This window comes from Candidatus Frankia nodulisporulans, from assembly GCF_902806475.1.
GTDB lineage: Bacteria > Actinomycetota > Actinomycetes > Frankiales > Frankiaceae > Frankia > Frankia umida.
The window spans coordinates 1-2,307 of sequence record NZ_CADCWS010000412.1 but is presented as its reverse complement, the minus strand read 5'-3'; the positions used below and the strand labels follow the sequence as shown (position 1 = coordinate 2,307).

Genomic DNA, 2,307 nt, shown 5'->3' with positions numbered 1-2,307 from the left:
GTGCCGGCGTTGCCGGGATCTGTCAACTTTTTTCTCGTCCTCGAGGTAGGTGGGCCGACCGGGGTCGAGGGGTCGCTCGACCTTGGTCGATGGTCCGAGCTGGCCCGTGCCGACCAAGGTCGGTGGACCGGGGTTCGTCCGGTCGCCTAGCATCCGGGCGGCAGGACAGTAGGCGTCTGGGCAGGGCGGCAGACGTCAGGTAAGGCGGCAGACGTCAGGTAGGGCAGTGGGCGTCAGAGGGCACTGGGCGTCAGGTAGGGCAGTGGGCGTCAGCACCGACTGGGAGGCTGCGAAGCATGGCCAGGACCGAGTGGACATGAGAGACGCCGGGCCGTTAACCACTGGTCCGTTGGCCGGCTGGCGGGTGCTCGAGGTCGGCGAGAGCGTGGCGGTGAGCTTCTGTACCCGGCTCTTGGCCGATCTCGGTGCCGAGGTGGTGATGGTCGAGCCGCCGTCCGGGCATGTGCTGCGCGCCGCCGAGCCGCGCACCGCCGCGGGTGTCAGCGCCCGGTTCGTCTACCTCAGCGCCGGTAAGCGTAGCGTCATCCGGCTCGTGGGCGAGGGGATTCTCGAGTTGTCCGCCGCGGCCGATCTGCTCGTCACCGACCTCGCGCCGGCCCGGCTCGACCCGCTGGCCACGCGGATTCCCGACACCGCGGTGGTGTCGGTGCGTCCTTTCGGGGCAACCGGACCGTCCAGCGGCCACCAAGCCCATCATCTGACGTTGTTCCACGCGTCGGGGGAGGGCTCGACCCTGCCGAGCGGGCTGGGCTGGCAGCGGTTCCCCGACCGCGCGCCGATCCAGCTCGGCAGTGAACTCGGCTACTTCGACGCGGGTTGGAACGCCGCCATCGCCGCCCTCGCGGCCTGCTGGGACGCCTCCCGACGGCCCGCCGCGAGGACGGCGGCCGGCGGGCGGGAGCGGGTCAGCGCCCAGCGGGTGGACGTGTCGGTGCAGGAGTCGCTGCTCACGCTCAACCGCACCCGGCTGAACCGCTTCCTCAACGACGGAATCCTGGTCGGACGGGAGCGTTCCCGCTACCCGGTCGGCGGGATGCAACGCTGCCAGGACGGCTGGATCCAGGCCGTCGGCCTGCGCGACGAGCACTGGGATCGGCTGCTGGCCACACCGCAGGGCGCCGAGTTCCAGGCCGCCGGCTTCGACACCGCGCAGGCCCGCGCCGCCGACGTCGCCGGCCTGCAGAAGGCGCTGACCGCCTGGTGCGAGGCGCGGCCCAAACACGAGGCCGCCCGCCTCCTCGCGGCGGTCGGCGCCCCCGCCGGCATCTTCGCCGAGCCGACCGACCTGCTCGAGGACGAGCAGCTCGCCCACCGCGACTTCTTCCGCGACGTCGGCGTCGAGGACGGCGACGGCGGCCACCTGCGCATCCCCGGCGCGCCCTACCGGTTCTCGGCGTCGGCGCTGCCTGTGCGTCCGGCCCCCCGGCTCGGCTCGTCCACCGGCTTCGAGCCCCGCGAGTCCCGCGAGCCCCGTGGGTCGCACCTGCCAGCCCAGTCGAACCGGCCCGGGGATGGGCGGTTGTTGGACGGGGTCCGGGTGCTCGACTTCACCTGGGCGGCGGCCGGTCCCTACGCGACGGTGCTGCTGGGCTTTCTCGGGGCCGAGATCATCAAGGTCGAGTCGACGCGGCGGCCGGACCTCGCCCGCTACGGCTTCCTCGCCCGTTACGACACCCTCGAGGCGTCACCGATCTTCAACGAGCTCAACCTGAACAAGCGGTCCCTGCGGCTGGACCTGACCCAGCCGGACGCCCTGGCGCAGGCCCGCCGGCTCGCCGGCGAGGTCGACGTGGTCGTCGACAACTTCCGCCCGGGTGTCATGGCCCGCCTTGGTCTGGGCGCCGACGTCCTGCTGGACCTCAACCCGCGCCTGGTCGTCGCCTCCTCCTCGGCCAATGGCTCGACCGGTCCGCTTGCCACCGGAGCGGGCCTGGCCAGCATCTTCTCCGCGACGGGTGGGCTGTCCGTGCAGAGCGGCTACCCGGACGGCCCGCCCACCGACGTCGGGGACCCGGTCGACTACCGCAGCGGCGCGGCGCTCGCCGTGGGTATCCTCGCGGCCCTGCTCGACCGCGACCGGACCGGCCGCGGCCAGCATCTCGACCTGTCCTCACGCGAGGTGGTGATCGCCAGCGCCCCCGACGCGGTGCTCGCCCACGTCGCGGGCGTCCCCTGGCGGCAGCGCCGCGGCAACGGCCATCACACGATGACCCCGCACGGCGTCTACCCCTGCCATCCCACCGCCGGCGAGGACGGCTGGCTCGCGCTCGCGGTCGGCGACGAGGC

The 2,307-nt window shown here is 73.0% G+C and carries 1 protein-coding gene; it reads left to right on the top strand.

Going from position 1 to position 2,307, the window contains the following annotated elements; all coding sequences use genetic code 11:
• Positions 1-316 precede the first annotated feature (316 nt).
• Positions 317-2,307: CaiB/BaiF CoA-transferase family protein (locus tag G6R24_RS20340; RefSeq protein ID WP_225438858.1), on the top strand; the 1,991-nt coding region annotated here is incomplete at its 3' end.